This is a genomic window from Novosphingobium sp. (assembly GCF_041915465.1).
In the GTDB taxonomy this organism is placed as follows: domain Bacteria; phylum Pseudomonadota; class Alphaproteobacteria; order Sphingomonadales; family Sphingomonadaceae; genus Novosphingobium.
In genome coordinates this window covers 12,232-36,047 of record NZ_JAYSBK010000022.1, presented here as the reverse complement: position 1 = coordinate 36,047, position 23,816 = coordinate 12,232, and the positions used below count along the sequence as shown (strand labels likewise).

Here is a 23,816-nt window from a genome sequence, read left to right as displayed (position 1 = left end):
ATGCCCATCGCGGTCTCCATGGGCCCGGCATTCCCGAAAATTCGCCCTCGGCCTTCGCGGCGGCAATCGCCAAGGGCATGGGGATCGAATGCGATGTCCAGCGCTCGCTCGATGGCCAGGCGGTGGTGTTCCATGATGCTTCGCTCGACCGGTTGACCGAGACCGGCGGCTTTGTGCGCCAGTACACTGCCGAGCAGCTTGGCCGGATCGCGCTCAATGGGTCGACCGATACGATCCCGACGCTGCGCCAGATGCTCGATCAGGTTGCCGGGCAAGCCCCGATCCTGATCGAGATAAAGTCCGATCCGAAGCGGCGCTCGCGCATTTCAGCCAGCTGCCTGGCCGTGATGCGGATGCTCGAGGGTTATGTCGGCAACTACGCGGTGATGAGCTTCGATCCAAGGATCGTGCGCTGGTTTGCGGACAATGCCCCGCTGATCGTGCGCGGCCTGGTGGTGACCGAGGGCGATGACAAGGCCCTGGCGGGCATGATCCGTCGGCGGCTGTCGCTGTGGCATGCCCGGCCCGATTTCCTGGCCTATGACATTCGCGACCTGCCCAGCCGCTTCGCCGCTGCCCAGCGCCGGCGGGGTCTGCCGCTGCTGACCTGGACGGTGAACAGCGTGTCGCGGCGGGAGCGTGCGGCCGAATATGCCGATGCACCCATTGCCGAAGGTCCCGGGGTCCTGTGATCGAGGCGCGGGTTGCCCGCTCGGTCGGTGAGCTGCCCCAGTCCGAATGGGACGCGCTTGCCCAGGGCAATCCGTTCCTGTCCTACGCCTTTCTGACCGCACTCGAGGATTCGGGCAGTGTCGGCCCCGGCACCGGCTGGACTGCCGCGCCGATCACCATTGCCGATACCGCTGGACGGCTGGTCGCCGCGCTGCCGGCCTGGCTCAAGGGCCACAGCCAGGGTGAATACGTGTTCGATCACGCCTGGGCCGATGCCTGGCATCGCGCCGGCGGCAGCTATTATCCCAAGCTGCAGATTGCGGTGCCGTTCACCCCGGCCACGGGACCGCGCCTGCTGTTGGCCGATCCGGCGCTGGCCCAGCCGCTGCTGCGCGCGGCAGAGCAGCTGTGCGAAGCGAACGAGCTGTCGTCCGCTCATGCCACCTTCATCGCGCCCGAGCAGCTGCCCTTGTTCGAGGCGGCCGGCTGGCTGCTGCGCAGTGACATCCAGTTCCACTGGCACAATCGCGGTTATGCAAGCTTCGACGATTTCCTGGGCCAGCTGTCCTCGCGCAAGCGCAAGGACCTGCGCAAGGAACGCGCGGCGGCGCAGGATGGGGTGGAGATCCGCGCCTTGACGGGTCGTGACATCCGTCCCGAACACTGGGACGCCTTCTGGCAGTTCTATCAGGATACTGGCGCGCGCAAGTGGGGGCGTCCCTATCTGACCCGCGAAGCCTTCGATCTGTTCGGGGAACGGATGGCGGAGCGGATCCTGCTGGTCCTGGCCTTCGCTGGCGGGCGGGCGATTGCCGGCGCGCTCAACTTCATCGGGCCTGATGCGCTATATGGGCGCTATTGGGGCGCTGTTGTCGACAAGCCCTTCCTGCATTTCGAGCTGTGCTATTATCAGGCGATCGATGCGGCGATCGCCATGGGCCTATCACGGGTCGAAGCCGGAGCGCAGGGCGGGCACAAGTTGGCGCGCGGTTACGAGCCGGTGCAGACCTGGTCCGCGCACTACATCGTCCATCCGGGCTTTCGCGAAGCCGTGGCCGATTTTCTGGAGCGGGAGCGGGCGGGCGTTACCGCCGACCAGCTTCACCTCGGCGCCAGGACGCCGTTTCGCAAGGGCTAGCTCGGGCCGAGACCGGTTCAGGCCGCGCGGCGCGAACTCGCGGCGATCCATTCGCGGGCGCGACGCTGGGCTTCGGCGATCTCGCGGGCGGTCATTTCCTCGGAAATGTCGGCGCGGCACAGCTGGGCTTCGCCATGACCGGCAACAGCCGCCAGGTTGAACCACTTATGCGCTTCGATCAGGTCGCATTCGGCACCGTGGCTGCCGGTCGAATAGGCCACGCCAAGATCGAAGTAGGCGTTGCTATCGCCCTGGGCGGCGGCGGCCAGGCAGCTGGCGACCAGCAGGTCTTCGGCGGTTTCGTCAGCGATGGTGACCGGGCCCCGGAAAGGGCCGTTCAGATTTGCGGTATGGGTCCAGACAGTGCTCATTTCACTTACCCCCAATGGCATCCCCCCTGGGCTGCCGATGGGCCAAACCTTCCCTAACATGGTCAACAAAAGGTTAACGCATTCGCGATTTTGTGCCGATTGGGGACTGGGGGCGCATTTCCGGTGCTCCTGCGGCCCACTCGGGGGGCGGAAAAACTTGCGCGCCGCAGCGTTCGGTCATGCCTAATCTTGCGGAAATCACGAAGCTCCGTATTCGCGCTTGTGTGCCTTTCGGGCGGCCCTTATATGCGCGCTCGAACCGGCGTCGGGAGGCCAGCGGGAACACCTGCGGCCGCAGGTACCCACGTGCCCGGCTGGTCTGGTGTGGAGAGTTTATGGCGACGGTTCTCGGTGATGAGATTGACGTCCTGGCCAAGGCTAAGCGTGCGATTGCGGGCGATTATGCGCCCAGCGAAGCAGAGCCTTACATGTGCGAGGCCCAGCTCGATTATTATCGGCGGCTTCTTCAGGAATGGAAGAAGCTGATCGTTTCCGCGGCGCAGGACACCCTGCAGCAGTTGCAGGACGGCCCGATCCGCGAGCCCGATCTTAACGACCGCGCCTCCAGCGAAACCGAATGGGGGATCGAACTGCGCACGCGTGACCGCCAGCGCAAGCTGATCTCCAAGATCGATTCGGCCCTGCGCCGGATCGAGGAAGGCGAATACGGCTATTGCGAGGTTACCGGCGAACCGATCGGCCTGGGCCGACTTTCGGCGCGTCCGATCGCGACGATGACTGTCGAGGCGCAGCAGGCGCACGAACGGCGTGAGAAGATTTCTCGCGACGATTGAGCAACTTGCCGCGTTAACGGGTTTTTTGCCATTCCGGTTTAGGTTTCGGCGAGATCGCAAACTTTACCGTTGCGATCGTTGAATCGGTGCCATTCGGGCACCTTCGCTGGAGTGTGGGACTGGCAATGGGCGAAAATGAACACAGGCAGATCGCGCGCGATAGCCTGTTCGTCATGGCCGAGCTGCGCATCGACGGGATCCAGGGCGATCACCGTGTGCGCGTCCGCAACCTTTCGTCGGGCGGCCTGATGGCAGAAACCAGCGAGCGCACGATGCGTGGCCAGGTGGTTTGGGTGAACCTGCGCAACATCGGCTGGGTCGAGGGGGTCGTCGCCTGGGTCCAGGATAGCCGGATCGGGGTGGCCTTCCGCGAAGAGATCGATCCGCGCGTGGTGCGCGCGCCAGTCGCAGCGGAAAAGAAGCCGGAACTGCTGGTCCATCGCCCGACCTACTACAATGCCTTGGCCGCCGAGGCCGCCAGCACGGGCCTGCGCAAGATCTGATCCGCGCCGCCGGATCGGCAATCGCATCCGTGCCGTTCAAGGCACCTGTCCGCCCCCCGCAAATTCCGATAGGACACGTGGCCATGCTGCTTCGTGGATTTCGTGTGATGCTGGCCGTTCTGGCACTGGGAACGGTAGCGGCGTGCGGCGGGGAGAGCGACCGCCCGGTCGTGGTCGCGGTTGTCGGAGATTCGGCGACACCCTTTGCCACCGGTCCGCGCCTGCCGGTCGCCGCGCAATTGCTGCGCTCCGCAACCGCCGAGGGACTGGTCAGCTTCGATGAACAAGGACGGGTAATCCCGGCGCTGGCCGATCGCTGGATCGTGACCGATGACGGGCTGAGCTATATCTTCCGCTTGCGCGACGGTACCTGGAACGACGGGAGCGAGATCACCGGCGAGTCCGCGCGTGAATCCCTTCAGCGTGCGATCGGGGCGGTACGGGGCACCCCGCTTGGGCTTGATCTTGCGGTGATCACCGATGTGCGCGCCATGGCGGGCCGCGTGATCGAGATCCGGCTGAGCCAGCAGGTTCCCGACATGCTCCAGTTGCTTGCCCAACCCGAACTTGGACTGCTGCGCCGCAATCGCGGGGCCGGGCCGATGATCCTGACGCGTGACAAGGACAGCGCGCTGCTTCGCCCGATCCCGCCGGAAGATCGCGGCCTGCCTGCCGAAGAGGGCTGGGCCGATCGCTCGCGGCGGCTGCGGCTTGATGCCATGCCGGCCCAAACGGCCATCACACTGTTCAACAAGGGCAAGGTCGATGTCGTGCTGGGCGGGCGGTTCGAGGATTTTCCGCGGATCGATGCCAGCGGTGTTTCGCGCGGGGCGCTCCGTCTCGATCCGGTGGCGGGGTTGTTCGGATTGGTCGTGGTCCATGCCGACGGCTTTCTCGCGCTGCCCGAAAACCGAGAAGCGATTGCCATGGCGATCGATCGCGACGCGGTCGGCGCGGCGCTCGGCGTCGGCGGCTGGACGGCGACGACCCGGATCGTCAATCCAGGCCTCGCGGGCGACAATGGCACCGTTGCCGAACGCTGGCCCGGCCGCACGGCGGACGAGCGCCGCGCGCTTGCCGCCAGCCGTGTCCAGAAATGGAAAGCCGGCGGCAAGGGCGCGGTCACCTTGCGCCTGGCCATGCCCAGTGGCCCTGGTGCCGATCAGCTCTATGCCCGGCTTGCGGCCGACCTGAAGGCGATCGGCATCGCGCCGCAGCGCGTGCGCGCCGATGCCGACGCCGATCTGCGACTGCTCGACACGGTGGCGCGCTATCCCCGGGCCGACTGGTTCCTCAATCAGTTCGCCTGCTCGAGCGCGCGGGGGCTGTGCAGCGCGGCGGCGGATCGCCTGGCGGGCGATGCGCGCGATGAACCGGACGCGGCCAAGCGCGCTGATCTTTATGCCCAGGCCGAAGCGCAGCTTATCATTGCCAATGGCTATATTCCGCTCGGCGTGCCGATCCGTTGGTCGCTGGTTTCGGGCGATACCACCGGTTTTGCAGTTAACGCCTGGAACATCCACCCCTTGTTGCCGCTCGCCCTGCGCCCCAAATGAGCTGAGTCGGCAATCTTGCCGGAGCTGCAAGGGATTGCGCCATGGCCACTGGCAACCTGCGCCGAATGAACGAAGTGCGTGATCCGCTCGAACTCCTGCTGGGGCGCGATCCCTTGTCGGTGCGCCGCCGGGTCGAGGCGCTCGAGCGGATGCTTGAAGGGCTGTTCAAGGTCCCGCTGCTGGGCCGCCGGTTCGGGTTTGACGCGCTGCTCGGGCTGGTGCCGGTGGTAGGCGACCTGCTGGCCGGGGCGATCGGGCTCTATCTTGTCTGGGAAGGGCGCAACCTTGGCATGTCGCGCTGGCAGGTTGCGCGGATGCTGGCCAATGTCGGGATCGATACGATGGTGGGCGTCGTGCCGATCGCGGGCGACCTGTTCGATTTTCTTTACCGTTCGAACACGCGCAACCTCAGGATCATCCGGCAGCATCTCGATCGGCATTACCCCGCAGCCCGCACGCTGGAGGGCTGAATTGCGCGGTTTTGCTGCCGTTCTATCCGTATAATCCCCGCGACTCGCGCATTTCTGCCGTTTACGAGAAATTAACCTTTCCACTTCATTGGTCATATGGTTAATGACGGGCAACAACTCTTGCGAGAGAGTTAGCGACCGGGGAATTCGGGGCAAAGGGGGGTTAACCCATGCGCGTACTGCTGATCGAAGACGAACCGACTACGGCACGGGCCATCGAGCTCATGCTGACCACCGAGGGTTTCAACGTCTACTCGACGGACCTGGGGGAAGAGGGCCTGGATCTGGGCAAGCTCTATGATTACGACATCATTCTGCTCGACCTGAACCTGCCCGACATGCACGGCTACGACGTTCTCAAGAAGCTGCGCGTCGCCAAGGTGCAGACCCCGGTGTTGATCCTTTCGGGCATTTCGGAAATGGATTCGAAGGTCCGCTCGTTCGGCTTTGGCGCTGACGACTATGTCACCAAGCCGTTCCACCGCGAAGAACTGGTCGCCCGCATCCACGCCGTGGTACGCCGTTCGAAGGGCCACTCGCAGTCGGTCATCCGCACCGGCAAGCTGGCGGTCAACCTTGATGCCAAGACGGTCGAAGTCGATGGCGCCCGCGTCCACCTGACCGGCAAGGAATACGCGATGCTGGAACTGCTCTCGCTGCGCAAGGGCACCACGCTGACCAAGGAAATGTTCCTCAACCACCTGTATGGCGGGATGGACGAACCCGAACTCAAGATCATCGACGTGTTCATCTGCAAGCTGCGCAAGAAGCTGGCCCATGCCTGCGGCGGTGAAAACTACATCGAAACCGTCTGGGGCCGCGGCTATGTGCTGCGCGATCCGGGCGAAGAGGCCGAAGCGGCCTGATCTCTCTCTATCTCGATCTTGCCCCGATTACGGCCCGCATCCCCTTGGGAGTGCGGGCCGTTTCATTTTGCTGGGGTAACGCCTTCAGTCGATCCGGTTGAAATAGGTCGTCACCATTCTCGGTTCGTCGCTGCCGGGCCAGACGATGGTTTCGGTCATCGACCTGCGATCCCTGGAAACGGTGTAGACCCGCGTCGCAACCGGCGCGCCGTTCTTGCTGAGGGTCATCACGAGCGTGCCCGCCTCGGGTTGGCGCAGCGAGACGCTATCGATAAATGGCATGTTCCCGGAAACCGGTACGGGCACGCCGTCGAGTGCGGCGGTCGATTCAGCATGAGAGGTAGAACCGTCCGGCGCGACGATCTCCACCCGGGTGGTCCATTTCTGGTCGGGCGAGACCTGGAAGGCCATGGTCACCCGGCGCGGCCGTTCCTCCGCCGGGATTCGGCTCACGTCCAGCAGCCACTTTCCAGCCAGCGGGGCTTGCTCGGCGGTGGCGGCCGCTACCGGCTGCTGCACGGCTGCCTGCTGCGATGAAGCCATTGCCGCGACGAACAGGCCGGCAGCGGCGAAGGGTACTGCGATAAGCATGATTGTCTTCCCTTTCGATCGAGTGCGCCCGGCAGATGCGGGCTGCACCGCGACTTCGCTCGGGAAGGCTTGCGGCGACAGATCGAAATTCTTGTCCCAGCTTTTTTGGGCGGCAAGCAGGCGGGCCAGCTCGCGGCTGCTGCTGATCCCGGTCTTGCGCCGGGCATCGCGCAAGCGTTCGTTGATCGAGGCTTCTGACCGGTCAAGGCGCGCGGCAATGGTCTTGACCGTGTGGCCCGCCGTCAGCAGGCTCAGGATTTCCCGCTCCTTTTCGGTAAGCGAGGCCAGCGGGTTGGAGGTCTGGTTCGGGGCCGGCATGGTCTAAGCTCACCACAGCGACGCCGGGCCGTCCATCCCAATTTTCTTGTGGAGCCCCAGCCTGACTGGCCGTTACTGGCGTGCTTGACTGTGACGGGACCGGCTGCCAACGGCGCACCATGACTGCGCACAAACCCGGCGATCCCACCACGATCAACCGCCTTTATGGCCGCGCCAAGGGCAAGCCCCTGCGCCAGGGCCAGCAGGCGCTGGTCGATCACCTGCTGCCGCAGATCGCGGTCCCGGCCGAGGGCGAGGTTACCGCCGAGCGCCTGTTCGGCCAGCCCTGTCCGCTGCATTTCGAAATCGGGTTTGGCGGGGGTGAGCATATGGCCGCGCGGGCCGACATGCTGCCCGATCACGGGTTCATCGGCGCCGAGCCGTTTCTCAACGGCGTGGCCCAGGCGCTGACCCACGTCTCGGGCGATAATGGCGCGCACCCGCCGATCGGCAACGTCCGCATCCATCACGGCGATGCACTGGAAGTGCTGCGCCGGATTCCCGATGGCTCGCTCTCGTTCCTCTACCTGCTGCATCCCGATCCCTGGCCCAAGGCGCGCCACGCCAAGCGGCGGATGATGAACGACGGCCCGGTCAATCTGTTCGCGGCCAAGCTTAGGCCCGGCGGCGAGTTCCGTTTCGGCACCGACCACGCGATCTACCTGCGCCACGCGCTGATGGTGATGCGCCGCCATACCGATCAGTTCGAATGGCTGTGCGACAAGCCGCTCGATTTCCAGAAGCGCCCCGGCGGCTGGCCCGAAACCCGCTATGAGGCCAAGGCCCGGAACGTCTACGGGCACGAAGTCTGGTACTTCCGCTACCGGCGGCGCTGACTGCGCGAATTCGCCGCAGAAAAGTTTCGCTTGGGCGGCGGCGCGCAAAACTTTCTAGCCAAGCGCTAAAAACTCAACTTCATTGGTGGACATTCCTTGCTGGAGTCGGACCGCCATGGACTTTGCACACTTTGATCTTGCCGCCCTGCTGCCATTCATCGGCGTGGGCTTTGCCGCACAATTGGTCGACGGGGCGCTGGGCATGGCTTTCGGGGTGATCTCGAACACCTTGCTGGTCGGGGTGATGGGCGTGCCGCCTGCCTTGGCCTCGCAGCGGGTTCACATCGTCGAATGCTTCACCACTGCGACGTCCGGGATCAGCCACCTGCTTCACGGCAATGTCGACAAGAAGCTGTTTTTCAGGCTGCTGGTGCCGGGCATGATCGGGGGCATCCTGGGCGCCTATGTGCTCGCCGCACTCGATGCCAGCGTGGTCAAGCCCTTCGTCCTGCTTTATCTCTCGGCCATCGGCATCTACATCCTCGCGCGCGGGATCCTCTATCCGCCGCAGATCAAGGAGGCCAAGCTGATCGCTCCGCTCGGGCTGTTCGGGGGCTTTCTCGATGCGGCGGGCGGCGGGGGCTGGGGTCCGGTGGTTACATCCAATCTGCTGATCCAGGGTGCCGATCCGCGTAAGGTCGTTGGCACGGTCAACACGGTCGAGTTCTTCCTGACGCTGACCGTCTCGGCCGCGTTCATCTGGCATCTGGGCTTGGCCGACGTGGCGGGCGCGATGCTGGGACTGCTGATCGGCGGACTGCTTGCGGCACCGCTTGGCGCCTGGGCGGCCAAGCATTTCAACCCCAAGACCATGCTGATTCTGGTCGGGATCGTGCTCACGCTGACCAGCGCCTATGGCGTGTACAAGGCCTGGGGCTGAGACTGAATCCGGCCCCCGGACGGGGCGGCAGACCTAGCCCGCCACCCCCGCCGCGGCCAGCACGGCCAGCGTCAGCACGTCCGGCGCAATCGCGGTCATCGGAGCGATCTGCACCGGCTTTTCCATGCCGATCAGCATCGGACCGATGGTCGCCCCGCCGCCCAGCTCGCGCAGCAGCTTGGCCGAGATGTTCGCCGATTGCAGCCCCGGCATGACCAGCACGTTGGCCGGAGCCGAGAGGCGGCTGAAGGGATAGTTCTTCATCACCGTCGGGTTGAGCGCCGCGTCGGGGGCAAGTTCGCCTTCATATTCGAAGCCCACGCCCTCTGCATCGAGAATCGCAACCGCGCCGCGGATCGGCTCGAGCCAGCGGCCCTGCGGGTTGCCAAAGGTGGAGTAGGACAGGAACGCGACGCGCGGTTCGTGGCCCAGGCGCCGCGCCACGGCGGCGGTCTGCTTAGCGATGACGGCCAGATCCTCGGCGCTCGGGCGCTCGTTCACGGTCGTATCGGCCAGGAAGACCGTGTAGTTCTTGGCGACCATCAGGTGGATGCCGAAGGGCAGGTGTCCTTCGCCCGGATCGAGCACCTGGCGCACTTCCTTCATCGTCTGCGCAAAGGTGCGGGTCATGCCGGTGATCAGCGCATCGCCCACGCCCAGCTTGAGCAGGGCCGAGGCGAAGACGTTGCGGTCCTGATTGACCATGCGGCGCACGTCACGCTCAAGGAAGCCGCGCCGCTGGAGCCGTTCGTAGAGCATGTCGACCATCGGGGCGACATGGGGCGAGACGGCGGCGTTGTGGATCTCGTAGCTTTCGGGGTTGCCCACGCCGAGTTCGACCAGCTTGTCCATCACCGCCTGGGTGCGGCCCACCAGCACCGGCTCGCCATAGCCGAAATCGCGGAACTGGATCGCGGCGCGCAGCACCACTTCGTTTTCCGCCTCGGCAAAGATCACCCGCTTGGGGTTGGCCTTCACCGTTTCATAGACCTGCGTGAGGACCGAGGTGGTCGGGTTGAGGCGGGCCTTCAGGCTGTGGCGATAGGCGTCGAAATCCTCGATCGGCTTCTGCGCCACGCCGGTGTCCATCGCCGCCTTGGCAACGGCGGACGAAACGACCTCCATCAGGCGCGGATCGAACGGCGCGGGGATGATGTAGTCATGCCCGAACTGCTGGTTCTTGCCGTATGCCGCGGCGACTTCCTCCGGCACCTGTTCGCGGGCCAGTTCGGCGATCGCGTTCGCGGCGGCGATCTTCATCTCTTCGTTGATCGCGGTGGCCCGCACGTCGAGCGCGCCGCGGAAAATGAAGGGGAAGCCCAGCACGTTGTTGACCTGGTTCGGATAGTCCGAGCGGCCCGTGGCAACGATCGCGTCGGGGCGCACCGCCTTGGCATCGGGCGGGGTGATTTCGGGGTCCGGGTTGGCCATGGCGAAGATGATCGGCTGGTCGGCCATGTCCTTGACCATGTCCTGCGTGATCGCGCCGGCAGCCGACAGGCCCAGCACGATGTCTGCGCCCTTGAGCGCTTCCTTCAGGGTGCGCTTGTCGGTGTGGATCGCATGGGCCGACTTGAACTGGTCCACGCCCTCGCGCCCGACATAGATCACGCCCTTGGTATCGCAGACGGTGACGTTTTCATGGCGCACGCCCATCGACTTGATCAGGGCCGTGCAAGCGAGCGCCGAAGCGCCCGCGCCATTGACCACCACCTTCACGTCCTTGAACTCGCGTCCCGTCAGATAGCAGGCGTTGACCAGACCGGCAGCGGCGATGATCGCGGTGCCATGCTGGTCGTCGTGCATCACCGGGATCTTCATACGCTCGCGCAGCGCCTGCTCGATCACGAAGCATTCGGGGGCCTTGATGTCTTCAAGGTTGATGCCGCCGAAGCTCGGCTCCATCATGGCGACCGCTTCGATGATCGCGTCGGGATCTTCGCTGCTCAGTTCGATGTCGATCGAATCGACGTCGGCAAAGCGCTTGAACAGCACGGCCTTGCCTTCCATCACCGGCTTCGATGCCAGCGCGCCAAGGTTGCCCATGCCCAGGATCGCCGTGCCGTTCGACACCACCGCGACCAGGTTGCCCTTGGCGGTATAGTCATAGGCCGTGGCCGGATCGTCGGCGATCGCCTGGACCGGCACGGCCACGCCCGGCGAATAGGCCAGGCTCAGGTCACGCTGGGTCGCCATCGGCTTCGAGGCGATGATCTCGATTTTCCCGGGGCGAATGGTCTTGTGGTAAAACAGCGCTTCGCGTTCGGTAAAGCGGACGTTGTTGTCTTCTGACACCGGCAATCTCCTGAATCGGCCCCGCCCTAACGGATGGAACGCGCACGCGATAGGGGAAAGCTGCGATAGCAAGCCTCCCGAATCGCGGATGGACGCGCTAGGCCTTGGCGATGCACGGCAAGCCGCAGACCGAGGGCGTCACTCCGATGATGGCCCAGTACCTCGCCCTCAAGGCCGAGGCGGGCGACTGCCTGCTGTTCTACCGCATGGGCGACTTTTTCGAACTGTTCTTCGACGATGCCCGTCAGGCCGCGCAGATCCTCGATATCGCGCTGACCAGCCGGGGTGAGCACCTTGGCGTGCCGATCCCGATGTGCGGGGTGCCGGTCCACTCGGCCGAAGGGTATCTCGCTCGGTTGATCAAGGGCGGGTGCCGGGTGGCCATCGCCGAACAGGTCGAAACGCCCGAGGAAGCCAAGAAGCGCGGCGGATCGAAGGCGCTGGTTGCGCGCGATATCGTTCGCTTCGTCACGGCCGGCACATTGACCGAAGAGGCCCTGCTCGAGCCGCGCCGCGCCAATGTGCTGGCGGCGGTGTGCGAAGTGCGGGGCGTGGTCGGGATCGCGGCGGTCGACATTTCGACCGGGCGGATGGAACTGGAAGAGTGCGCTGCCGACCGTCTGGGCGCGGCGCTGGCGCGGCTGGGGGCGAGCGAAACGGTCACGCCCGAGGGCTGGGATGGCGCTCCACCAGAAGCAATTGCCCGCCCGGGCCGGGACTTTTCAAGCGACGGGGGCGAGGCGCGGCTGAAGGCAGTCCACGGCGTTGCCACGCTCGACGGCTTCGGGATGTTCACCCGCGCGATGCTGGCCGCCGCCGGGGGGCTGGTGGCTTACCTGGAGCACGTCGGGCGGGGGCAATTGCCCTTGCTCCTCCCGCCGGTGGCGCGCGCCGGAGATGCGCATCTTGCGATGGACGAAGCGACGCGGGCGAGCCTGGAAATCCTCGTGTCCAGTCAGGGCGGGCGGCGCGGCAGCCTGGTCGAGGCGATTGACCGCTGCGTCACCGGCGCGGGCGCCCGCCAGCTGGCCGACGATCTCTCTGCCCCGCTGACCGATGCGGCGCAGATCGAGGCGCGGCATGAGCTGGTCGAATGGCTGCACGGCGATCCGCTGCTGCGCGCCGATCTGCGCGCCGTGCTGCGCGCGTTGCCCGATGTCGGCCGCGCCTTGGGCCGCGTGGTGGCCGGGCGCGGATCCCCCCGCGATCTTGGGCAATTGCGCGACGGCCTTTCCGAAGCGCGGCGGATCCATGACCACCTGCAAGGCCGCAAGGACCGGCCTGCGCTGCTCGATGCCCTGCTGCCACGCCTGACGGGGCATGGCGCACTGACCGACCTCTATTCGCGCGCACTGGTGCCCAGCCCGCCAACCGAACGCGCGCAGGGCGGGTTCATCGCCGAGGGCTATGATCATGCGCTCGACGAACTGCGCCAGATTTCGGGCGACGCGCGCCGGGCCATCGCGATGCTTGAGGCGAAGTACCGCGACCAGACCGGAATCGCCGCGCTCAAGATCCGCCACAACGGCGTACTCGGCTATTTCATCGAAGTCCCGGCCAAGCACGCAGATGCCTTGATGGCGTCCGACAGCGGCTTTGCCCACCGCCAGACCATGGCCGGGGCCGTACGGTTCAATGCAGTCGCGCTGCATCAGGAGGCGAGCCGGATTGCCGAGGCGGGCGGTCATGCGCTCGCCGCCGAAGAGGCGCATTTCGAGGAACTGACCGCGCTGGCCGTGAAGGCGCGCCATGCCATTGCCGCCACGGCCGAGGCGCTGGCGCGGATCGACGTTGCGGCGGGGCAGGCCGAGCGCGCGGCGGAAGGCGGCTGGACCCGGCCCGCGATCACCACCGATACCGTGCTGGAGATCGAAGGCGGACGGCACCCCGTGGTCGAAGCTGCGCTCGCGGCGAAAGGTGAACGCTTTGTCGCCAACGATTGCCATCTTTCCCAAACCGACCGGCTGTGGCTGGTCGGCGGCCCGAACATGGGCGGCAAATCGACCTTCCTGCGCCAAAATGCCTTGATCGTGCTGCTCGCCCAGGCGGGCGGCTTCATCCCCGCCGCGCGCGCAACCATCGGGCTTGTCGACCGTCTGTTCAGCCGGGTCGGCGCGTCCGACAACCTCGCGCGCGGGCGCTCGACCTTCATGGTCGAAATGGTCGAGACCGCCGCGATCCTGGCCCAGGCGGGTGAGAAGAGCTTCGTGATCCTCGACGAGGTCGGGCGCGGCACGTCCACTTACGACGGGCTGGCGCTGGCCTGGGCCGTGGTCGAGGCGGTGCACGGGGTGAACCGGTGCCGCTGCCTGTTCGCTACCCATTACCACGAACTCTCGCGGCTGGCGGAAAGCTGCGATGCGCTGTCGCTGCACCATGTCCGCGCGCGCGAATGGCAGGGCGATCTGGTGCTGCTGCACGAACTGGCCGAAGGGCCGGCGGATCGCTCTTATGGCCTCGCTGTGGCCAAGCTCGCCGGGGTTCCCGCGCCAGTGGTGGCGCGGGCCAAGGCCGTGCTCGAACGGCTGGAAAAGGGCCGCGCGGAAACCGGCGGACTGGCTGCCGGGCTTGGCGATCTGCCGCTGTTCGCCGCGGCGCTCGAGCAGCGCGAGGAGGCTGTGGACCATTTGCGCGAAAAGCTAGGCGCGCTCGACGTTGATGCGCTTTCGCCGCGCGAGGCGCTGGACCTGCTCTACGAGCTCAAGCGCGAGGCGGGAAACCTTCCTTAACCACGCCGTGCTAGGTTCGAGTCCATGTTAGGCTTCGGACCAAAGCTGAACACGGTATTCCAGAGCCGCTGGAAGGCGGTGCTATGGGCGCTTGGCATCATGCTGACCGCCTATTGCACAGTGCCTGCGGCCGACCAGGTCCGGCAGGACAGCGATCAGAAGGCAGCCACGGCCGCGGCCCACCACAAGTCTCCCTGGGACAAGGACTGAGGCGGTACGATGTACCAGCTGCTGTTTCGCAACTGGAAAGTCGCGCTGCTCTGGGCGATCGGCGTCTCGGCCAGCGTCGGGGCGTTCTTTGCCGACGGCGGGCGACACGAGCAGATGGAAGCCGATATCGGCAAGATCCGCGAGCAACGCAGTCATGCCGCCGCGCCGCAGGCCAGTCCGAGCGCCGAGCCGCAAGCCGCACCTGCTCCTGCCGCAGTGCAAGCTGAAGCTGGCAGCGACGAAGAAGAAGAGGACGCGGGCTGGGCCCAGCCGCGCGGTTAGAGTTTTTCCAGTTCGGCTACGACGCGGTCGATGATCGCGTCCTTCATCCAGCGCTGTTCCGCCCGCTCGCGCGCCGCCGTGCCCAGCACCGCGCAGCGCTCCGGATCGTCCGCCAGGGCGGTAATCGCAGCGGCCAGCGCCTTGGCATCGCCGGGCGGCGTTACAGTTCCGCAGCCGTCGACCTCGTCATAGAGTCCCGTGCCGGGTTCGGTCGTCGCCACCACCGGCCGGGCCGAGGCGAGCATATTGGTAAGCTTGGACGGCAGCACCAGGTCGGCCGCGCCCGCGATCTGCGGCAGCAGGTGGATGTTGGCCATGGTCAGCATCGCACCCATCTTTTCGGCAGGCTGGAGATCGTGGAGCTGGATGTTGGTCAGCCCGGCGGCAAGCTTTTCCAGCTCCAACCGGTTCGGACCTTCGCCGCAGATCACGAAGGCCAGATCATCGCGGTCTTGCAGCAGCCGCGCTGCCTCGACCAGGATTTCGATCCCTTGCTTGCGGGCGATATTCCCCGAATAGAGCGCTACCTTGCGGTTTCCCAGGTCCCAGTCAGCGCGGATCGCCTCGGCCCCGGCGCATCGGGGGCAAAGCGGGCATCCGCCCAGTTGCGCAGTTCGAGCACGCGCTGAGGCGCGACGCCCTTGTCGATCAGCTTGGCACACATCTGCGGGCTGATGGTGGAAACGCGGTCGCCCAGGCGCAGCAGCGGGCCTCGACCCAGCTGGCGAAACGCGCAGGTAGCCCGCCCTTGGGCAGCAGGCCGGTGGCCAGCGCCGCTTCGACTTCGAAGTCCTGCACGTGAATCCACAGCTTCGCGCCAGCCAGCTTGGCTGCCAGCCAGGCGGTGAAGACCCCAAGCAGCGCCGGTGCCACGGTAATCACCACCTGCGGACGGCGTTCCTTGCCGCGCAGCGCGGCGCCAAGCGCAGGGATCAGCGCGCCAAAGGCGAAGCTTGCGAGATGGAGGATGCGCTTTGCCCCGCCCGGGTTGGCGGGCACGTAATGCGGCACCCGCGTGACCGTTACGCCGTGTTCCTCGCTGGTCGCCGATCCCACCCCCTCAAACCCGGGATAGATGCGCCACTGCGGGTAATAGGGTTTGCCGACCACCGCCTCGACCCGGTTGCCGCGCTGGACCAGCGCTTCGCACAGACCCTGCGAGTAGGGGCCGATTCCGACGGGCTCGGGAGCATAGTTGAGGCCGACGAACAGGATATTGCGGGCAGTCATGCATCAAGCCATTTGCTGAGGGCGGCAAGGCCGCGGGATTGTCTGCGCACGTCGGCGCGGGCGAGTTCGGTGAGAGTACGCCAGCTGCGCGATGCGGCCCAGCCCATCGCCCCCCCTTCGTGGTCCATCTCGCGGGTCACCATCTCTTCGCCTTTGGCGGCGCGCTTGCCGGTGATGCGCTGCGCAAGTCCGCGCACGCCGTCCTTCAGCGCCACGGCGAGGACCCCGGCGCTGCGCCGCGTGGTAAGCTCTTGCAGCAGCATGTCCGGGGCTGAGGCCAACAAGGCTGCCGGGGCGGACGGGCCCGGATCAGCGCTGAAATCGATGCTCGCGCCCTTGCGCCAATGGGCTACCAGTTCCAGCACCAGCCGTGCCCCGTCGCGCCAGTGTTCCCGCGCCGCGCGGGCCCAGAACTGCGGCCAGTCGATCGTCTCGCGCCGCAGCAGGTAGTCGATGTCGCTGAGCAGCAGCGGGCCGCAATCTAGCCGGTGGCTGTAGATCGCATGGATGATAAGGTGCGCCAGCATGTCTTCGCCAGCGGGGAAGCGAATGCCGCGTTCATCGATTACGGCGCGGGCGCGGACCGCGTCTTCGTTGCCTTCGGGCGTCGCATGGTCGAGCCGCCCGTCGCGTTCCCACATCCGGTGGTGCAGTTCGATCATCGTCCCGCGCGGACTGATTAGCGGCGGCATGTGCTTGTCGAAGCGCAGCACATCGGCCAGCGAGAGTTCCGAGACGACCGGCTGGGTATAGCCGGCGGCCAGCAGGGCCTCGAACGCGGGGATGGCGTGTTCGGGTGCGACCAGCAGATCGATGTCGCGCATGGGGCGCTGCGCGGCCTCGGGATAGGCGTGGGCGGCAAGCCAGGCACCCTTGAGCGCGACCGGGGCAAAGCCCGCCGCTTCAAGCATCCTTACGGCGGCGGCAAGGTCGGCCTGCTGCAATAAGCCGACTAGCGCCGCGTCACGGTGCGCGGCTCGCCACGTGTCGGCGATCGCAGTCGGGATGGCCGGATTGTCACGATGCGCGGCGTGCAAGAGCGGGCGCAGCCGGTGCTGGCCGGCGATGCGATCAAGCTCCGCCCAAGCGGCCTCGGTCAGTTGTGCAAGATCAGGTGTGGGGCCGGTCCCGGCGAGATCGAGAAGGATGCGCCGTAGCGCCGGCAGATTCATCCGGCGCAGCCCCTCAGTTGCCCTTCTTGGGGACGGAGAAGCTGCCTGAAACGCGCCCGCCGCCCGAACCGCTGGTCGATCCGACCGCCGACGAGCCGCCGCCCGCGCGCCCGTCGATGCTGGCAACGCCGCTGGCCAGGTCGATCACCAGGCGTCCGCCGTTCATCGTATCGCTGCCGCGACGCAGGTGCACGTTGCCGACCATCGTGATGATGCGGCGGTTGAAATCGTAGATCGCGACATCGCCGCGCGCGCTTTCGCTGCCGCGGGTCACCAGCACCCCCCCGGTCGCGTCGATGCGCTGGATCTTGAGCTCGCCCACGTCGGTATAGGCCACCGTGGTGCGCGCCGCCTGCAGCCTGAGGCCGCCCTGGCTGATGTCGACATTCCCCGAGAGGACGACCCGGTTGGCCTTGTCCTGCAGCTCGATCCGGTCGGCGGCGTAGTTCACCGGCGCATCCGAATTGTGCCCGGCGATTGCCTGGGCATCGGTGCGCGCGATCGAAAATATTGCCACGGTGCCCACGGCAAAGCCGGTCAGCAGCGACTTGAGCGCAAGTTTCTTGATTCCAGCTTCGGCCATCACGGCATCCTGAGCTTGCCCGGCGCCATCTGGAGCCGGGCGTGTCCATCGAGCGTCACGGTACGCTCACCTAGGTCGGCGATTATCCTGTCCGCGCTGAAAGTGCCAGCCGGAATGGCGCCGGTGACGCCGCCCGAACCCGTCACCCGCCGCGCCTTGAGATCGAGCGTGACGTTGGTGGTGGTCATCCGGTAGCCATCGGCGGCGGTGAAGTTCACCGGGCCGCTGACGTTCACCAGCTGCTTGTCGTAATCATAGGTGCCGCCCTTCGCGGTCAGTTCGGCCGGGCCTTCGGTCAGGCGGATCCGGGCGGCAAGGTCTTCCATGCGGATCAGGGGATCACTGAGCGAGACCTGCGCGGCATTGCCCGCCGTGACGGTGAAGGGCCGGCCCTGATCGTCGTTGCCGCGGTACATCGCGTCCGACACCCGCACACGCTCGTTGGTGATCGCCACCTTGTTCCGGTCAAGCAGGAAGCTGATTTCGCCGCGCGGGAAGAGTGGGCCGACGATCATCATCGCCGCGACCACGCCAACCGCGCCCGGCAGCCACTTGGCCAGCAGGCGCACGCGGCGGTCGTGCAAACCGCCGGGGGTTGCCCAGAGGCGGCGCTTGTCGCGGATCTGGTCGGCAGCCTCGGTCATTACGCCTCGTGGCTGAAGATGTCCTTGTCCTCCCAGCCGGCCAGGTCGAGCCGGGCACGGTCGGGCAGGAAGTCGAAACAGGCCTGGGCAAGGGCCGTGCGGCCTTCGCGTGCCAGCCGTTCGACGAGGATCGCATGGGCCGCGTGGAGATAGCGCACGTCGGAAGCCGCGTATTCGCGCTGCGCTTCGGACAGTTCCGCGCCGCCCCAGTCGCTCGACTGCTGCTGCTTCGACAGTTCCTTGCCGAGCAGTTCGCGCACCAGGTCCTTCAGGCCGTGCCGGTCGGTATAGGTGCGCACCAGCTTGCTCGCGATCTTGGTGCAGAACACCGGGGCGGCCGTGATGCCCATATAGTGCTCGATCGCGGCGAGATCGAAGCGCGCGAAGTGATAGAGCTTGAGCCGCGCCGGATCGGCCAGCACCGCCTTCAGGTTCGGCGCGTCGTAACTCGATCCCGGGCCGAAGCGCACCAGGTGTTCGTCGCCCTTGCCGTCCGAAATCTGGACGAGGCACAGCCGGTCACGCGGGGTGATCAGCCCCATCGTTTCGGTATCGACAGCGACCGGCCCGGGGGCAAGCACGCCTTCGGGAAGATCTTCTTCGTGGAGATAGACAGCCATATCGCTTAGGTGCTTAGGCTGATCGCGTCCCAAGGGAAAGTCCCCGCGTGGAGGTTCGAAGCGATATGGCACAGGCCGAGGCAGTCCCCGAAAGCTGGCGCGAAGTGCTCGCTCCCGTTCTGGCGACCCCGGAGGCACGCCGACTGGGCGGGTTCCTCGCGGCCGCGGAGGCCGCGGGCAAGGCAATCTATCCGCCGCGCGGCACCCGCCTTGCCGCGCTGGAGCTGACCCCGCTCGACAAGGTCAAGGTCGTGATCCTCGGGCAAGATCCTTATCACGGAGCGGGGCAGGCGCATGGCCTGTCGTTCTCCGTCCAGCCCGGTGTGCGCGTGCCGCCGAGCCTGGGCAACATCTACAAGGAACTGGCCGCCGACCTTGGCCTGCCGATCCCGGATCACGGCAACCTGACCCATTGGGCCAAGCAGGGCGTACTGCTGCTCAACGCCGCGCTCACGGTCGAGGACGGCCAGCCCGCATCGCACCAGGGGCGGGGGTGGGAGGTAATCACCGATGCCGTGGTCGCCGCCGTCGCCGCCAAGCAGGAACCTTGCGTGTTCCTGCTGTGGGGCAGCCACGCCCAGAAGAAGGCGCTCTCGGTGGCCGACCTCAAGCATTCGCGCCACCTGGTGCTGACCGCGCCGCATCCCAGCCCGCTCTCCGCGCACCGGGGGTTCCTCGGCTGCCGCCATTTCAGCAAGGCCAATGCCTTCCTGGAAGCGCAGGGGCGCGGCGCGATCGACTGGCGGCCATGACAGCGCGCTGGTCGCTGGTCGCCCTGGCGCTGACCGGTCTCGGCACCATGAGCGGCGGGGGCGCGCCCGCCAATGTCCAGCCATCCGAGCTGGCCTTCACCCCGCGCGTGCCGTGTGATGCCGAGCGGCTGGTGATCGCCGACTATTTCCCGCCCTTTCCGATCGTGATCGGCAAGTACGGACCTCAGGGCGACTATTACGAGGCGCAGTACCTGCGGCCCGAGGGCGAGCATGGCCGATTCGCGGCTGGCGGGGGCGTGATGCGTGAACGCCCGCTGGTCCCCGCCGGCGGCGTGGCCGATCCGGCCGCCGGGCTGCGGATCGAGGTCGAACGCGCGGCCCGGATTGGGATCGACGGCTTCGAGGTCGATATCATGGACCTTGATGGCAAGACCTGGGCCGTGGCCATGGGCCTGCTCGATGCGGCTTCGGCGGGCGGGCCGAAGTTCCGCATTGCAGCAGAGCCCGACATGGCCGGGCTGACCAAGGTCACGCCCGAACAGCTGGCGAAAGCGCTGCAGACCTTCGCCGCACATCCCGCCGCGATGCGGCTGGGCGACGGGCGGCTGCTGGTCATGCCCTTTGCCCCGGAACGCCAGCCCGCCGCCTTCTGGCAGGAGCTCGACCGGCTGATGACCCGGGCCGGAACACCGATCGCGCTGGTGCCCGATTTCGTTGCCTTTCGCGGGCAAGAGGCGCTGGCGCCGCTGTCGTGGCGCGCGGCCTGGTGGGGCGGACGCGACCGTTATGCGGGCGAGTCGCAGACGACGTTTGCCACCTGGGCGCGCGGCGCGGGATATGCCGGCTGGTTCGCCACCGCCGCCCCCGCAGGACATGCGCCCCAAAGTGCTGCAGGTCCAAGAGGCCGAAGGCAGCGCCGCCATGCTCTCCGCCTTTGCCGCGGCAGAGAAGGGCGGGGCCAGCGGGATCCGCCTCGTCACCTGGAACGATTACAGCGAAGGCACCGAATGGGCGCCCTCGTCGGTCACGCGCCACGCCTATTACGACCTTGCCGCCTGGGCCATCGCCAGCTTCAAGGCCGGCAAGCCCCCCCGGATCGAGCGCGACGGCTTTGTGGTGTTCCACCGCCGCCAGATCTTCAATCCCGCCGATACCAGCCGGGGCCAGCCGTGGAAGGTGCAAAGTCGCGCGCCGGTGACCAACGTGGTTGATACCGTGGCCTTTCTGACCGCGCCCGCCACGCTGACCGTCACGGTTGGCGGGGTGGGAACCTCGCGCAAGCTTTCCGCCGGGATGCAGCGGCTGACCGTTCCCGCCCGGATCGGCAGCGTCACCGTGCGCCTCACCCGTTCGGGCCGGACCCTTGCGGCCTGCACCAGCCCCTGGACGATTGCCGCCAAGGCCGCCCGTCACGATCCGCTCTACGCGGGATTTTCCAGCCTGCGCGGCTGCAACTGAGCCGGACCACACCATGCGCATTGCCCTTTATGAGCCCGAGATTGCTGGAAACGTCGGCGCGGTCATGCGGCTCGGCGCCTGCCTTGGCGCGGGGGTGGACCTGATCGAGCCGATGGGCTTTGCCTGGGACGACCGCCGCGTGCGCCGCGCTGCGATGGACTATATCGACCATGTCGAGGTTGCCCGTCACGCCAGCTTCGACGCCTTTCGCGCCGCTGCCGGGGGCAGCCGGCTGGTGCTGTTCACCACCAAGGCCAGCCACTCGCCCTATGACTTCGCCTTCCACAGCGACGACGTGCTGCTGTTCGGCAAGGAGAGCGCCGGGGTTCCCGCCGCCGTAGCTGAGGCCTGTGATGCACGGGTACGCATCCCGATCCGCGCCGAAGTCCGCTCGATGAACCTCGCCACCGCCGCGGCCATCGCGCTCTCCGAAGCCCTGCGACAGACCGGCGGCCTGCCGGGTTGACTAGCCCAATCGCCTGAGCACCGCCTCCGCCAGCCTCTGTCCGAACCCTGCATCCTGCGCGGGATAGAGATAGGGCTCGATCAGTTCCGCTTCGATCAGCGCGAGTTCGCCCGATGGCAGGCGGACCATGTCGATCCGGGCATAGAGTGGGGCCTCGGCGAAGGGCAGCATGGCCATCACGCCTTCGCCCCGCGCAATGTCCTCAGCCGAGGGGGTGATCGCGGTTTCCTGTCCGCCGTAGAGCGACTGGATGCGATAGTCCCCCGCCCGCGCTGTCTTGATCAGGGCATGGCTGAACGCGTCGTCGATGAAGATCAGGCTGTATTCGCCCTCGCTCTGGATCGCGGGAAGGAACGGCTGGATCATCGCCGCGCAGCCCATGCGCCAATCTTCGGCGGGCGGCTCGCTGCGGGTAAAGCTGAACTGGCCGACCGCGCCCGCGCCGACGCGGCGCTTTACCACCACCCGGTCGGCGGCGAAGTGGTCAAAGGCGGCGAGAATATCCGCGCGGCCAGGATTGTCGTGCCACAGCGTCGGGATCGAGGCAGCTCCGGCCTTGGCCAGTTGCTCGAGATAGCCCTTGTCCGAATTCCACCGCACGACTTCGCTGGGATTGCACACCTGCACGCCTGCGGCCTCAAGCGCCTCCAGCCGGGCAAGGAACTGCGCGGGATAGTCCGTGTAGTTCCAGGCCGTGGCGAGCAGGGCCATGTCGAAGCCCGTGAGTTCATCCAGCGGCGCCTGCCAATCGATGTCCACCACCTCGGCGCGGCCAGCCAGGCCATCACGCAGCGCGGCAAGCTGCAGGTCGTGCTCGAAGGCATCCGGGCGTCGCTGCGGCGATCCGGGCAGGGTTTCGGGGCAGGCGAGGAAGGCGATCCGCTTGGTCATTCGCGCCCCCTAGCCGGGGATTGTCGGGCGGGCAAAAACAAACGGGGCGCACCGTGCGGCGCGCCCCGTTCAATCCGGCATGACCCGCCGCTCAGCGCGGCAGGTCGCTCTTGCCCATCAGCATTTCGTCGACCGCGCGGGCGGCCTGACGGCCTTCGCGGATCGCCCAGACGACCAGGCTCTGCCCGCGGCGCATGTCGCCGCAAGCGAAGATCTGCGGATCGCTGGTGCGGTAGTTCACCACATTTGCCTTCACGTTGCCGCGCGGATCGAGTTCGACCCCGGCCTGGTCGAGCAGGCCCTGCTTCTTCGGGCCAAGGAAGCCCATGGCGAGGAAGATCAGGTCGGCCTTGAGCGTGAATTCGCTGCCTGCGATTTCCTGCATCTTGCCGTTCACCCATTCGACGCGGACGCAATCGAGCCCGGTGACCTTGCCGTCTTTGCCGGTCACGCGCTTGGTCAGGATCGCCCAGTCGCGCTCGCAGCCTTCCTCGTGGCTGGTCGAGGTGCGCAGCTTCATCGGCCAGTCGGGCCAGGTCAGCGGCTTGTTTTCCTTTTCCGGGGGCTTCGGCATGATTTCGATCTGGGTGACCGAAGCCGCGCCCTGGCGGATCGAGGTGCCGACGCAGTCCGAGCCGGTATCGCCGCCGCCGATCACGACGACGTGCTTGCCGGTCGCCACCAGCGAACCGCGCGGGGCGGCGCGCACTTCGTCGTCGCCCGCGTTGCGCTTGTTCTGCTGGGTCAGGAATTCCATCGCAAAGCGCACGCCCGGCAGTTCGAAGCCGGGGATGTCGAGCGGACGAGGATCTTCCGCACCACCCGAGAGGACGATCGCGTCAAAGTTTTCCTTGAGCGAATTAACCGAAATGGTGACGCCGACTTCCGTCGAGGTGCGGAACTGGACGCCTTCGGCTTCCATCTGCACGATCCGGCGGTTGATCAGGTGCTTTTCCAGCTTGAAGTCGGGGATGCCGTACCGCAGCAGCCCGCCCACGCGGTCGTTCTTTTCGAACAGCGTGACCGAATGGCCCGCGCGCGCCAGCTGCTGGGCGGCGGCCATGCCGGCCGGGCCCGAGCCGACCACGGCGACCGACTTGCCGGTGCGCCTGGCCGGGATTTGCGGCACGATCCAGCCATTCTCCCAGCCCTTGTCGACGATCGCGCATTCGATGCTCTTGATCGTGACCGGTTGGTCCTGGATGTTCAGCGTGCAGCTCGCCTCGCACGGGGCGGGGCAGATACGGCCGGTGAATTCCGGGAAGTTGTTGGTCGAATGCAGCACTTCCAGCGCGTTCTGCCAGTCCCCTTCGTAAACCAGGTGGTTCCAGTCGGGGATGATGTTGTTCACCGGGCAGCCGTTATGGCAGTACGGAATGCCGCAGTTCATGCAGCGGCTGGCCTGCGCCTTGAGATCGCCTTCGGGCAGCGGGATCACGAATTCGTGATAGTGCCCGACACGCTCCTTGGCGTCGGCATAGGTGCGGTCCTTGCGGTCCAGTTCGAGAAAGCCGGTTTCCTTGCCCAT

The 23,816-nt window shown here is 66.4% G+C and carries 27 protein-coding genes; 15 read left to right on the top strand and 12 right to left on the bottom strand.

Annotated elements, in window-relative coordinates; translation table 11 throughout:
* The coding region (locus tag ACE3SN_RS06135) for a glycerophosphodiester phosphodiesterase family protein (RefSeq protein ID WP_374528483.1) at positions 1 to 692 on the top strand (692 nt) is incomplete at its 5' end.
* Positions 689 to 1,810, top strand: a complete 1,122-nt coding sequence (locus tag ACE3SN_RS06130) for a GNAT family N-acetyltransferase (protein ID WP_374528482.1) — start codon at positions 689 to 691, stop codon at positions 1,808 to 1,810. The genes ACE3SN_RS06135 and ACE3SN_RS06130, both read left to right, overlap by 4 nt.
* 17 nt (positions 1,811 to 1,827) lie before the next feature.
* Here the strand turns inward: ACE3SN_RS06130 and ACE3SN_RS06125 are convergent, their stop codons facing one another.
* Positions 1,828 to 2,181, bottom strand: a complete 354-nt coding sequence (locus ACE3SN_RS06125) for a hypothetical protein (protein WP_374528480.1) — start codon at positions 2,179 to 2,181, stop codon at positions 1,828 to 1,830.
* Between the two features lie 335 nt (positions 2,182 to 2,516).
* On the opposite strand from ACE3SN_RS06125, the gene dksA reads away from it, so the two are divergent.
* From dksA to ctrA, 5 genes are all read left to right on the top strand, one after another.
* On the top strand, positions 2,517 to 2,975 hold the full coding sequence (gene dksA, locus ACE3SN_RS06120) for an RNA polymerase-binding protein DksA (protein ID WP_374528478.1): 459 nt from the start codon (positions 2,517 to 2,519) through the stop codon (positions 2,973 to 2,975).
* Positions 2,976 to 3,100: 125 nt separating this feature from the next.
* Positions 3,101 to 3,478, top strand: coding sequence for a PilZ domain-containing protein (locus tag ACE3SN_RS06115; protein ID WP_374528477.1), 378 nt, complete (start codon positions 3,101 to 3,103; stop codon positions 3,476 to 3,478).
* Between the two features lie 83 nt (positions 3,479 to 3,561).
* Positions 3,562 to 5,034 (top strand): ABC transporter substrate-binding protein, encoded by a 1,473-nt coding sequence (locus ACE3SN_RS06110; protein ID WP_374528475.1) that lies wholly within the window; start codon positions 3,562 to 3,564, stop codon positions 5,032 to 5,034.
* A gap of 41 nt (positions 5,035 to 5,075) precedes the next feature.
* Positions 5,076 to 5,504, top strand: a complete 429-nt coding sequence (locus ACE3SN_RS06105; RefSeq protein ID WP_374528473.1) for a DUF4112 domain-containing protein — start codon at positions 5,076 to 5,078, stop codon at positions 5,502 to 5,504.
* A gap of 170 nt (positions 5,505 to 5,674) precedes the next feature.
* Positions 5,675 to 6,370, top strand: coding sequence for a response regulator transcription factor CtrA (gene ctrA / locus ACE3SN_RS06100; protein WP_374528471.1), 696 nt, complete (start codon positions 5,675 to 5,677; stop codon positions 6,368 to 6,370).
* An 84-nt stretch (positions 6,371 to 6,454) separates the two neighbouring features.
* Here the strand turns inward: ctrA and ACE3SN_RS06095 are convergent, their stop codons facing one another.
* Positions 6,455 to 7,279: a helix-turn-helix transcriptional regulator gene (locus ACE3SN_RS06095; protein ID WP_374528469.1), complete on the bottom strand. Its 825-nt coding sequence runs from the start codon at positions 7,277 to 7,279 to the stop codon at positions 6,455 to 6,457.
* A gap of 119 nt (positions 7,280 to 7,398) precedes the next feature.
* On the opposite strand from ACE3SN_RS06095, the gene ACE3SN_RS06090 reads away from it, so the two are divergent.
* Entirely contained in the window at positions 7,399 to 8,115 is a 717-nt protein-coding gene (locus ACE3SN_RS06090) for a tRNA (guanosine(46)-N(7))-methyltransferase TrmB (protein ID WP_374528468.1), read from the top strand.
* Between the two features lie 115 nt (positions 8,116 to 8,230).
* Positions 8,231 to 8,995 carry a sulfite exporter TauE/SafE family protein gene (locus ACE3SN_RS06085; protein ID WP_374528466.1) on the top strand — a complete coding sequence of 255 codons (765 nt, stop codon included), beginning with the start codon at positions 8,231 to 8,233 and terminating at the stop codon, positions 8,993 to 8,995.
* A gap of 33 nt (positions 8,996 to 9,028) precedes the next feature.
* Here ACE3SN_RS06085 and ACE3SN_RS06080 read toward each other — a convergent pair whose 3' ends face one another.
* The gene (locus ACE3SN_RS06080) at positions 9,029 to 11,290 is read right to left on the bottom strand and encodes an NADP-dependent malic enzyme (protein WP_374528464.1); all 2,262 of its coding nucleotides are present in this window, start codon (positions 11,288 to 11,290) and stop codon (positions 9,029 to 9,031) included.
* Positions 11,291 to 11,436: 146 nt separating this feature from the next.
* Here ACE3SN_RS06080 and mutS point away from each other — a divergent pair, with 146 nt between their 5' ends.
* The 3 genes from mutS to ACE3SN_RS06065 are packed head-to-tail and all read left to right on the top strand — an operon-like array spanning position 11,437 to position 14,511.
* Positions 11,437 to 14,019, top strand: a complete 2,583-nt coding sequence (gene mutS, locus ACE3SN_RS06075; protein WP_374528489.1) for a DNA mismatch repair protein MutS — start codon at positions 11,437 to 11,439, stop codon at positions 14,017 to 14,019.
* Positions 14,020 to 14,043: 24 nt separating this feature from the next.
* On the top strand, positions 14,044 to 14,229 hold the full coding sequence (locus tag ACE3SN_RS06070; RefSeq protein WP_374528462.1) for a hypothetical protein: 186 nt from the start codon (positions 14,044 to 14,046) through the stop codon (positions 14,227 to 14,229).
* A gap of 9 nt (positions 14,230 to 14,238) precedes the next feature.
* Complete coding sequence (locus ACE3SN_RS06065) at positions 14,239 to 14,511, top strand: hypothetical protein (RefSeq protein ID WP_374528460.1); 273 nt, start codon at positions 14,239 to 14,241, stop codon at positions 14,509 to 14,511.
* On the opposite strand, the gene ACE3SN_RS06060 is transcribed toward ACE3SN_RS06065, so the two are convergent.
* The 7 genes from ACE3SN_RS06060 to ACE3SN_RS06030 are packed head-to-tail and all read right to left on the bottom strand — an operon-like array spanning position 14,508 to position 18,760.
* Positions 14,508 to 15,017: a glycosyltransferase gene (locus ACE3SN_RS06060; RefSeq protein ID WP_374528487.1), complete on the bottom strand. Its 510-nt coding sequence runs from the start codon at positions 15,015 to 15,017 to the stop codon at positions 14,508 to 14,510. The genes ACE3SN_RS06065 and ACE3SN_RS06060 overlap by 4 nt on opposite strands.
* A 17-nt stretch (positions 15,018 to 15,034) precedes the next feature.
* Positions 15,035 to 15,175 carry a hypothetical protein gene (locus tag ACE3SN_RS06055; protein ID WP_374528492.1) on the bottom strand — a complete coding sequence of 47 codons (141 nt, stop codon included), beginning with the start codon at positions 15,173 to 15,175 and terminating at the stop codon, positions 15,035 to 15,037.
* On the bottom strand, positions 15,160 to 15,741 hold the full coding sequence (locus tag ACE3SN_RS06050) for a glycosyltransferase (protein ID WP_374528457.1): 582 nt from the start codon (positions 15,739 to 15,741) through the stop codon (positions 15,160 to 15,162). The genes ACE3SN_RS06055 and ACE3SN_RS06050 overlap by 16 nt, the downstream gene beginning before the upstream one ends.
* Positions 15,738 to 16,913, bottom strand: coding sequence for a nucleotidyltransferase family protein (locus ACE3SN_RS06045; protein ID WP_374528455.1), 1,176 nt, complete (start codon positions 16,911 to 16,913; stop codon positions 15,738 to 15,740). Before ACE3SN_RS06045 ends, ACE3SN_RS06050 begins: the two co-directional genes overlap by 4 nt.
* Before the next feature lie 13 nt (positions 16,914 to 16,926).
* A complete protein-coding gene (locus tag ACE3SN_RS06040) occupies positions 16,927 to 17,496 on the bottom strand; it encodes an LptA/OstA family protein (protein WP_374528452.1) in 570 nt (189 codons plus the stop codon).
* Positions 17,496 to 18,140 (bottom strand): LPS export ABC transporter periplasmic protein LptC, encoded by a 645-nt coding sequence (lptC, locus tag ACE3SN_RS06035; protein WP_374528450.1) that lies wholly within the window; start codon positions 18,138 to 18,140, stop codon positions 17,496 to 17,498. Before lptC ends, ACE3SN_RS06040 begins: the two co-directional genes overlap by 1 nt.
* Positions 18,140 to 18,760, bottom strand: coding sequence for a ribonuclease D (locus ACE3SN_RS06030; protein ID WP_374528448.1), 621 nt, complete (start codon positions 18,758 to 18,760; stop codon positions 18,140 to 18,142). The genes lptC and ACE3SN_RS06030 overlap by 1 nt, the downstream gene beginning before the upstream one ends.
* Positions 18,761 to 18,825: 65 nt before the next feature.
* On the opposite strand from ACE3SN_RS06030, the gene ung reads away from it, so the two are divergent.
* From ung to ACE3SN_RS06015, 3 genes are all read left to right on the top strand, one after another.
* Positions 18,826 to 19,512 (top strand): uracil-DNA glycosylase, encoded by a 687-nt coding sequence (gene ung, locus ACE3SN_RS06025; RefSeq protein WP_374528485.1) that lies wholly within the window; start codon positions 18,826 to 18,828, stop codon positions 19,510 to 19,512.
* A 747-nt stretch (positions 19,513 to 20,259) separates the two neighbouring features.
* The gene (locus ACE3SN_RS06020) at positions 20,260 to 20,931 is read left to right on the top strand and encodes an endo-1,3-alpha-glucanase family glycosylhydrolase (protein ID WP_374528446.1); all 672 of its coding nucleotides are present in this window, start codon (positions 20,260 to 20,262) and stop codon (positions 20,929 to 20,931) included.
* 13 nt (positions 20,932 to 20,944) lie between these two features.
* Positions 20,945 to 21,397, top strand: a complete 453-nt coding sequence (locus tag ACE3SN_RS06015) for a tRNA (cytidine(34)-2'-O)-methyltransferase (RefSeq protein ID WP_374528444.1) — start codon at positions 20,945 to 20,947, stop codon at positions 21,395 to 21,397.
* Here the strand turns inward: ACE3SN_RS06015 and ACE3SN_RS06010 are convergent, their stop codons facing one another.
* Complete coding sequence (locus tag ACE3SN_RS06010; RefSeq protein WP_374528441.1) at positions 21,398 to 22,288, bottom strand: RimK family alpha-L-glutamate ligase; 891 nt, start codon at positions 22,286 to 22,288, stop codon at positions 21,398 to 21,400.
* Between the two features lie 91 nt (positions 22,289 to 22,379).
* Complete coding sequence (locus ACE3SN_RS06005; protein ID WP_374528439.1) at positions 22,380 to 23,816, bottom strand: glutamate synthase subunit beta; 1,437 nt, start codon at positions 23,814 to 23,816, stop codon at positions 22,380 to 22,382.